We start from the raw sequence: 8,590 nt of genomic DNA, 5'->3' as shown, positions 1-8,590 counted from the left end.
AGTGCGACGCTTGCGCCATGAATCGCTGGAGCAGCGACGGTTGCTGGTGGCGACGGTTTCGGTGACGGTCCAGACGCCGGTCGCCGTTCCCGAGGCACCCCTGCAGCGGATCGTTTACACGTTCAATCGGGACGAGACCGCTGGATTCTTGGCGGTCCCGTTTGAACTGTCCGGAGACGCAACGTACGACGTGGACTACACGGCACGGGAACGGGACCGCGATACGATTTGGCTGCCCGACGATGCTCCCGTCAGCGGTGACGTCATCGGCACTGCCACGTTTTTTCCGGGTGAGTCAACGGTCGATCTGATCATCACCGCGCGCACCGACTCGATCAGCGAACCCCACGAAAGCGTGGTGGTGACTCTTGTCGAAGCGGACGAGTTCGGCCCGGTCTACAGTGGAGCGGCGTTGATCGTCAGCCATCAAGACACCGAGTACTTTATCGCAGATGATGAGAATCGACTGGGGACGGTCGATATCGAAACGGGGGTCGTTGAGGTGCTCGGCAGCATCAATACCGCCGACACAATCACGGACATCGCGTTCACCGAAGACGGCCGACTGTTCGCAATCTCGTTCGAGCGTCTTTACGAAGTCCATTTGGCCGATGCGAGCGCGGGACTGATTCCGGTCACGTCGCTCGGGCAACACGGCATCAGTGGTGCCAATACGCTTATCGACGCGCGGGATGGTGATTTTGGAAGTGAAACGGGGGACCTGTTTGCCGTCGGCGACGCTTTCTTGGATTTGCAGCGGATCGATTTGGAACTGGTCAACGACGAAGTGGTGATGATGAATGTCACCACCGTGTTTGACATCGATGGCACGCTTCAGTCTCAACTGATGCCGTTTCGTTTTGTGGCCAGCGGTGACTTGGATTACCTGTCCGGAGGGCAATTGGCCTTATCGGCATCGGGGTACGATCAATTCGGAGCGTTTGACCCGTATGATTCGTTGATCGAAATCAAGACGCCCGGTACCGGTGGTGTGATCGAAAACTGGCCGGAACCGGCCCAGGACTCCAACGAAGACTTTGACAACGTGTTCGGTTACGCCTTTGACGGGAACGACAGCTTTGCGTTCTCCGGACACACGATGCTATCGGTCGGTCAGTTCAGCCGAGACACGTCCAGGGAACTGGAAATGACCGGCCGGCCTTACCTGATCGGGACGCCGGCGGTTGCCAGGGGCAGGATTCTCGGCGATCAGGTCACGCAAAATACCATCGGGCTGTACCAAGGCGACATTTCGCTGTTCCACTTGAAGGAATCGTTCACGCCGGGGCCATCGGATATTTATTTCGGGTTTGGCCCGAGCGGCAACGCGGGCTGGAATCCGTTGAGCGGGGATTGGAATGGTGATGGCATCGACACGGTCGGTTTTTACCAAGGTGATATCTCGCTGTTCCATCTGAAAGATACGTTCACGGGCGGGGCCTCGGATCAGTACTTCGCGTTCGGCCCGGGCGGCAACGCCGGTTGGATTCCGTTGGCGGGCGACTGGGACGGGGACGGCGTCGACACCATCGGCCTGTACCAGCCGGATATTTCGCTGTTCCATTTGAAGGATTCGTTTACACCGGGGGCGTCGGATCATTACTTCGCGTTTGGGCCTGGTGGAAACGCCGGTTGGACGCCACTGGCGGGAGATTGGAACGGTGACGGGATCGACACGGTCGGCTTGTACCAACCCGATATCTCCCTCTTCCACTTGAAGGATTCGTTCACTCCGGGAGCTTCGGATCATTACCTGCAATTCGGTCCCGGCGGCGGCGGTCGGATTCCGTTGGTCGGCGACTGGGACGGCGACGGCTTCGATACGATCGGACTGTACCGGGGCGACACCTCGTTCTTTGAGTTGAAGGATTCGTTCACGCCCGGTGCTGCCGATCACTCGTTTGCGTTTGGCCCCGGCGGCAATGCGGGCTGGGTGCCGCTGTCGGGTGACTGGAATGGACGGACCATGCCTCCGCCCCCGCCGGCACCGCTCGCCTCAGCCGGATCGTTGTTTTCTGATCCTGTGCACGCGTCGCTCGATCAGGTTCATACCGACCCGGTTTTGCAAGGCTCCGGTTGGGGGCTTGCGGCCGAGGTCGAAGTCACGAGGCTCGGTTCGGTCGGGGCGACGGACTCGGTGGTCGATTCATTCCGCCGACCGACGGCTGAGCGGGCTGCCGAAGCGGGCGATTCGGGATCGATACACACGGGGCTCGATTCAACGCCGCTCGAGTTGCTGGATGAATCGATGGCCCAGTGGCGTTAATCTTCAGTTTCCAAGGTCACCGCCGACCGCCGGTAGGTTACGCTGCGGCAATCCTTCACGTAGAGTGAAAGGGTGGTCTGGCGCATGATGATGTTGAGAGGATTATCTTTCGATGGCGACTCGACGACCGGCGCGTCGGCGAAAGCGACGCCCCAATGCCGCCCAATTCGAACAAGAACTGGTCGCACTTGCCCAGCAAGGTCAGTTCAGCGAGGTCGTAGCGGCCTGTGAAAAACATCGGCGACACGGTCCGCTGTCGGTGCTGGCGATGCATGTCGATGGAGTGGCGTTGACGCAGTTGGAGCGGTTCGATTCCGCGATCGAGACGCTGCGGGCGGCGGCCAAGCGAATCGACGCGGAGAAAAACGCGGCCCAAGCGACGGCGATTCAAAACGATTTGTCCAAGTCGTTTTATGCAGCCAAGCGATACGGGGAAGCCATCGAGGTTCTGACGCGGCTGCGAGATCAGAACCCTGATGAAGTGACGTTTGCGCGAAACCTGATTCTGGTGCTGGAGGAATCTGGACAACTTGATGCCGCGTTGACCGAGTGCCAGGTGGCGGTCAAGCGATGGCCCGACGACGTGCACTTGGCGTTTCAGTTGGGCGACTTGCAAATGGCAGCTGAATCGTGGCACGAAGCCGTCGACGCGTTGTCGATTGTTTTGAAGCTGGACCCCGATCATCAGTCGGCTCGGCGAAAGTTGGTGACGGCGTACCGGAGGCTGGATGACCAGGCGGGCGTCGCCGCGGCACTTCGCGATTGGTTGCAGCGAGATCCCGATAACTCGATCGTCCGACACCTGTTGTCTGCACAGGAATCCGAGGCACTTAAAGTCGAAGCGTTGCCGGCGCGGGCCTCGGACGAATACGTCCGGGAGGTGTTTGATCAGTTTGCCGAAACGTTTGACGAGCAATTAAAGTCACTCGATTACGCCGCACCGCGATTGCTTCGGTCAATGATTGCGGAACTCGGGTTGTCCGCCGACGGCAGCTTGTCGATCTTGGATGCCGGTTGCGGCACCGGTTTGATGGGCGACCTGTTGCGGCCGTTTGCTTCACGACTGGTGGGCGTGGATCTGTCTGCGGGGATGCTCCAGCGGGCCGGCGATCGCGGCTACGACTCGCTGGAGTGTTCGGAGCTGGTGGCCTATTTGAACGAGCATCCCGACGAGTTTGAATTGATCGCGTCGATGGACACCTTGATCTACTTTGGTGATCTGGCGGCCGTTTGTCTGGCGGCTCATCAGTCGCTGCGTGGTGAGGGCGCCCCGCTGGTCTTCACGCTCGAGAAATGGGACGCATCGGGCGGTTCGGCGGGGTACCATCTCAATCCATCGGGACGCTATTCGCATCGAGTCGATTACGTTCGGGAAACCTTGGAGCGATGCGGGTTTTCAGAAATCAGCGTCAAGGAGTCCGTGTTGCGCAAAGAGGCCGGCAAAGAGGTGAGCGGCCTGTGCTGGGTCGCGCGAAAGAGCGGATCGAGTGTCAGGCGCGGTGGATAAGCTGCAGATGTCCGCTGCCGTAACGCTCGATGTGGATTTGAAAGGCGTCACGTTTCCAGGAGGATTGCGACTCGGCCAGCGCGGCGTTCTGTTCGAAGCGAACTTCGCTCAGCACGACGCGGCGACTGGGCCGATAGGAGAAGAGGTTCACCGAGATGTTGAAGACTTCGTAGGCATTGGCTCTCAGGTTGGCCGACAGTTCGCCGCTTTCCAGGCTGTCGGCCACGGCTCCCATCGGGATTTGGGTCAAGGCGGCGCCCAGGATGGCGACGCAGCGGAGGTCACAGGCGATCTGACCGCGAACCGAGCCGTCTCCGTCGGTATAAATCGCGACAGCAGCCGGCGAATGAACGTGGTCTTCCGGTTTGATCGTGGTAGCCGATACCTTCAACCCGAACAGGTGGTTCATGAATTTGCCGATTTCGTCGGCAGGGATGGCAGGGCTGGCGATAGACATAAAATGGGGCACTAACGGTAAGTCGGGAGCATCGTGAGTTCGGACCGCATGGACACGCTAGGTGAGGATCGGATCGAGCGCCGCTTGCATCGAACCCGGTGTGAAGGGTTTGGTGACGAGGAAATCGGCACCCGCCTCGTGGGCCAGTTCTTTGGTTTCCAGACTGCTTTCGGAAGTGATAAAACCGAAGCGGACGTGGTTGCCCGAATCACGCACGCGTTTGAGCAGATCGATGCCTTTCATCTCAGGCATATTCCAGTCGGACAGCACCAGATCGGGCGATTCAGTGGCGATCTTGTTCAGCGCGTCGATTCCGTTTTCCGCCTCGATCACGGTGAATCCACTGAAGTCGGTTTGTTTCAGTGTGCGGCAGACAATCATTCGCATTGCTTTGCTGTCGTCAACGATCAGGATTTTCATTTTCGTTCTCCTTGAAACGATTGGCCAGTAGCGGGAGAGGAGCTCATGCTTGGATCAGTTCGACGGTGAGCAGGTTTCCACAAACGTCGTACATGATCGTCAGACTGGTGGGTGTCGGATCCGGTTGGGCGGTTCCGACACAGGGCAGCGAGAGGGTGCAATCCTGGTCGATCATTCCTTTCACGTTCCCACCGATAACATTGACGACTTCGCCGAACGCATCCAAAACGTCTTCATCGTCCAGGACGTCGGCGGCTTGAGCAAACATAGCACAGGCGATGCGGCGGGCCAGTTTCTCACAGGCGTAAATCTGCAGAGTTGCTTGCCAGGAGCCAGAAATTCGAACCGCAGCCATGAGCTGATTGGGGGCGATGGGTTCGGGCGAACCGTCGAAGGATTGGTGCGGCAGTTCGAGCATGGTCGTCAAGACGTCCTGGACCATCTGCGCGAGACTCTGGTGACTGATCCTGTCGCGACCGCTGGGCTCAGATGGCCGCGGGGCGATAATAAACGATGTCATCAATTTCTTTCCTTTGATAGGGAACGCACAGTCCGATCAGAGTCTCAGCGGCTCCGATGACAAGGTAGCCATCGGGACGCATGGCACCGCGAAGTCGTTTCAGAATGTTTTGCTTGGTCGGCTGATCGAAGTAAAGCAACACGTTGCGGGCCAGAACGATGTCGAATTGCCCGAGGTAGGGCCAGGGCCGCGCCAGATTGATGCGATGGAATTCGATCCTCTCGCGCAGCTCAGGCTTGGCCTGCCAGGCTGCACCGCGGCGATCGAAGTGGCGGAGGAGTTGGGCGGTCGGTAATCCACGGGCAATTTCCAGGGCGCTGAATGTTCCCAGCCGCGCGCGTTTGATCATTTTTTCGCACAAGTCCGATGCAGTGATGCGAATGTCCCAGTCGTGCAAGTGGCGAAAGTGGTCCTCCAGCAACATTGCGATGGAATACGGTTCTTGTCCGCTGGAACACGCGGCGCACCAGATTCGCAGTTGCTTTCGATTGCGGTTGTTGGCGACGATTTGCGGTAGCACTCCGTTGGCGAGTGATTCAAACACCGAGGCGTCACGAAAGAAGCTGGTTTCGTTAACAGCGACCGCTTCGACCACCTGGGAGGAGAGCGCCGAATCGTTACCGCGACGCAGTTGTCGGACCAAGGACGAGACGTCCTTCAGACCGGCAGTGCCGGCAATCGGCGCGAGCCGTTGTTCGAGCATGCCGACGTGTCGCGGCGCCAACCGTTGGCCCGAATGGTCGGCGACCAGCGTGCGAAGGAAGGCGAAGTCGGCGGTTGCGAGTGTCATTGCAAAGGAGACCGGCTGCGTTGCGGTGATCAACTGGTAGAGGCGGTCAGGGGTTCGCGCATGCCGGAGCCGACGACGCGAAGGATTTGCGAGGCGATTTGATCGAGCGGCAAAACGCGATCGGCAAGTCCGGCATTGGCCACTTGGCCGGGCATGCCCCACACGATGCTGCTATCCTGGTCTTGGACGTAAACGCGGGCTCCGCAGGCTTTGAGTGATTTGGCGCCCCGCGTTCCGTCCTGTCCCATGCCGGTCAAGACAATTCCCAAGGACTGATCACCGAAACAGTTGGCCAGCGAACAGAACAGCGGATTGACCGAAGGACGGCAGGCGTTTTCCGGGGGCTCCTGATTCAATCGCACGTGGACCCCGTCACGCTCACGTGACGCGACCATGTGATAGTCGCCCGGGGCGATCAGGACGGTTCCCGGCGTGAGCCGATCGCCGTCGGCTGCTTCGCGAACACAGTGGCCGGTTTGTGAGGAGAGCCGTTCGGCGAGCAGTCCGGTAAACACCGGTGGCATGTGCTGGACGATCAGAATCGGTGTGGGGAAGTCGTGGGGAAGTCCCGACAACAGTTTGGACAAGGCCTGGGGGCCACCAGTGGAAACGCCGATGGCGATCGCGGCGACGCTGCGATTCGATCCCTCGGCGTCCCTGGTCGGGAAGGTCGCGGTCGGTTCGGCAGCAGAGGCCGCCGCCATCGAATCGGCCCGCTTGCCGGCGGTCCATTGCATCAGCTTGGGGATCAGGTCCCGCCGCAGCGAATCCAAGGCTTTTTGAATGTGTCCGGCACCGGTCGGTTTGGTGGCGAAATCGGTTGCCCCAGCGGCGATGGCATCCAGCGACGCTTCGGCGCCACGGCTGGTCAGCGAACTGAACATGATGACCGGCAGTGTGCGGCCCAGTTTACGAATCTCTCGGACCGCCTCGACGCCGTCCATGACCGGCATTTCGATGTCCATCACCACAATGTCGGGACGGGTCTGGTCGAGCTGATCGATGGCGTCGCGTCCGTGCTTGGCTTCGCAAACCACTGTCATCGACGGTTCCAGCTCCAGCGCGGTTCGGATCAACCGGCGCATGATCGCTGAATCGTCACACACCATGACGCGAATCTCATTGTTCATAGTCAAGCTTCCTTCGACGTTAGGAAAGATCGCTGGGATCGCGCTGGTTGTCTTGCAGGACTTCGCCGAAAATCGTTTCGACGATCCCGTTGTCGTTGTTCAAGAGCTGCGGATGCCCGTTCTTGGCGATCACATGAGCCCCGCGGTTGAGTCCGACGTCATAGTCGGTGGCTTCTTCGTACCGTTGGAAGTGATTGGCGATGTGGTCGGCCGCGGCGACCAGCGAAATCAGCTTGCCGTCGGGGTGATGGGTTTCTGGCAGGTGATGCAGTTCGATGGAGGCCACCAGGGCGCGGGGGAGCCCGTTGTGCGTGGCGAACCAGGCGCCGAACGCGCAGTGGTCGATGCCCAGGATTTCGTTTTCGGCCGTCAAGCACTGCCCGTCTTCGACAAACGCCAACGGGTCGGCTTTGGCAAAGGACTCGGGGGCGGCGACCGCCAACAGCAGGCGGCCGAAATCGTGCAGCAGGCCCGCGGTGAACTCTTCACCCTCGAAACCGAGTCGCAGCTGTTTGTTGATGTAGCTGGCCACCTTGGCGGTGCGAAAACTGTGTTGCCAAATGACTTCGCGGACCCACTCTTGTTCAAGCGGCATGCTTTTCATCAAGCTCGCCGCGCTGGAGGTCAGGATCAGGTTTCGGCATTGCCGCAATCCGAGTCGAACGACCGCCTGGCGAAGACTGACGACGGGGGAACTGGCAGCGAAATACACGCTGTTGGACAGCGACAGGATTTCGGTGGCCAGTTTGACATCACGCTCGATGACTCCGGCGAATTCGGCGGTCACGCAGTCGGGGTCTTGCGCCAACTCCAAGGCTTCGGTGGCGACCGCCGGCAGCATGGCCAATTCGTCCGAACGCTTGAGAAGGGCTTGTTTGAGCTTTTCGGGTGGTGAGCAGGTTTGGACGGTCATCAGAGATACCACTGTAATGATTACGTAGGGGAGTCGGGCAATTGTCGGTGCCGTTGCGCGACGGGGTCGGCAGGAACTGTTAATTTTCTCGAACGTAGGGGAACACGGACATCGGACCGCCGCCGTCGCCCCACCCCTCACCCAAATGGTGCCACCCACCATTCACCTCACCCCTCATCCAAATAGTGCCACCCACCACCTCACCCAAACGGTGCCACCCACCATTCACTTCACCCCTCATCTAAATGGTGCCACCCACCATTCAGTTGACTTTTTTCCTCCACCGGGGTAGAATCGGTCCACCATTGCTTTCGGGGAGGAAGATGCCATGGGACGTCCGGTGCGTTCAGAGCAGGTTGCGGGTGATGAAGTGTCGATTGTCCATGCCGTTCAGCGGTGTGTCCGGCGTGCTTTCTTGGCGGGCGTCGACCGGGAGACGGGGAAGGATTACGGCTTCAGACGCGAGTGGATTCGGCGGCGGATGGAAGCCCTGGCGTCGGTGTTCGGCGTCGATGTGCTCTCCTATGCCGTGATGTCCAATCACATGCATCTAATCCTCCGCAATCGCCCCGACGTCGTCGCCGCTT

Annotated in this window: 8 protein-coding genes and 1 pseudogene; 3 read left to right on the top strand and 6 right to left on the bottom strand. The window is 59.6% G+C overall.

Translation table 11 applies throughout. The features are described 5' to 3' along the window. Together ABX749_RS12935 and ABX749_RS12930 are read left to right on the top strand one after the other, a co-directional pair. Positions 1–2,266 (top strand): hypothetical protein (locus ABX749_RS12935; protein ID WP_372896354.1); only part of this gene is annotated, 2,266 nt, incomplete at its 5' end. Positions 2,267–2,378: 112 nt separating this feature from the next. Then, entirely contained in the window at positions 2,379–3,773 is a 1,395-nt protein-coding gene (locus ABX749_RS12930) for a tetratricopeptide repeat protein (RefSeq protein WP_372896353.1), read from the top strand. Here the strand turns inward: ABX749_RS12930 and ABX749_RS12925 are convergent. The 6 genes from ABX749_RS12925 to ABX749_RS12900 form a co-directional block, all read right to left on the bottom strand. After that, the gene (locus ABX749_RS12925) at positions 3,757–4,182 is read right to left on the bottom strand and encodes a hypothetical protein (RefSeq protein WP_372896352.1); all 426 of its coding nucleotides are present in this window, start codon (positions 4,180–4,182) and stop codon (positions 3,757–3,759) included. The two genes, ABX749_RS12930 and ABX749_RS12925, sit on opposite strands and share 17 nt — an antisense overlap. A 105-nt stretch (positions 4,183–4,287) precedes the next feature. Then, positions 4,288–4,650, bottom strand: coding sequence for a response regulator (locus ABX749_RS12920; protein WP_372896351.1), 363 nt, complete (start codon positions 4,648–4,650; stop codon positions 4,288–4,290). A 43-nt stretch (positions 4,651–4,693) separates the two neighbouring features. Continuing rightward, complete coding sequence (locus tag ABX749_RS12915; protein WP_372896350.1) at positions 4,694–5,092, bottom strand: chemotaxis protein CheX; 399 nt, start codon at positions 5,090–5,092, stop codon at positions 4,694–4,696. A gap of 43 nt (positions 5,093–5,135) precedes the next feature. Next, complete coding sequence (locus ABX749_RS12910) at positions 5,136–5,960, bottom strand: protein-glutamate O-methyltransferase CheR (RefSeq protein ID WP_372896349.1); 825 nt, start codon at positions 5,958–5,960, stop codon at positions 5,136–5,138. Positions 5,961–5,989: 29 nt separating this feature from the next. Then, positions 5,990–7,090 carry a chemotaxis response regulator protein-glutamate methylesterase gene (locus tag ABX749_RS12905; RefSeq protein ID WP_372896348.1) on the bottom strand — a complete coding sequence of 367 codons (1,101 nt, stop codon included), beginning with the start codon at positions 7,088–7,090 and terminating at the stop codon, positions 5,990–5,992. Positions 7,091–7,109: 19 nt separating this feature from the next. Further along, complete coding sequence (locus tag ABX749_RS12900; RefSeq protein WP_372896347.1) at positions 7,110–8,003, bottom strand: HDOD domain-containing protein; 894 nt, start codon at positions 8,001–8,003, stop codon at positions 7,110–7,112. 328 nt (positions 8,004–8,331) lie between these two features. Here ABX749_RS12900 and ABX749_RS12895 point away from each other — a divergent pair. Continuing rightward, positions 8,332–8,590: pseudogene (locus ABX749_RS12895) on the top strand (hypothetical protein); the annotation flags it as partial.

The organism is Stieleria sp. (genome assembly GCF_041595215.1).
Taxonomy (GTDB): domain Bacteria; phylum Planctomycetota; class Planctomycetia; order Pirellulales; family Pirellulaceae; genus Stieleria; species Stieleria magnilauensis.
Note: the sequence above shows the minus strand (reverse complement) of the source record. Positions and strands in the feature narration are given on the sequence as shown.

Coding starts and splice junctions, on each gene's coding strand:
- ABX749_RS12930 (WP_372896353.1), top strand. CDS start 2,379: ATGGCGACTCGACGACCGGCGCGTCGGCGAAAGCGACGCCCCAATGCC.
- ABX749_RS12925 (WP_372896352.1), bottom strand. CDS start 4,182: ATGAACCACCTGTTCGGGTTGAAGGTATCGGCTACCACGATCAAACCG.
- ABX749_RS12920 (WP_372896351.1), bottom strand. CDS start 4,650: ATGAAAATCCTGATCGTTGACGACAGCAAAGCAATGCGAATGATTGTC.
- ABX749_RS12915 (WP_372896350.1), bottom strand. CDS start 5,092: ATGGTCCAGGACGTCTTGACGACCATGCTCGAACTGCCGCACCAATCC.
- ABX749_RS12910 (WP_372896349.1), bottom strand. CDS start 5,960: ATGACACTCGCAACCGCCGACTTCGCCTTCCTTCGCACGCTGGTCGCC.
- ABX749_RS12905 (WP_372896348.1), bottom strand. CDS start 7,090: ATGAACAATGAGATTCGCGTCATGGTGTGTGACGATTCAGCGATCATG.
- ABX749_RS12900 (WP_372896347.1), bottom strand. CDS start 8,003: ATGACCGTCCAAACCTGCTCACCACCCGAAAAGCTCAAACAAGCCCTT.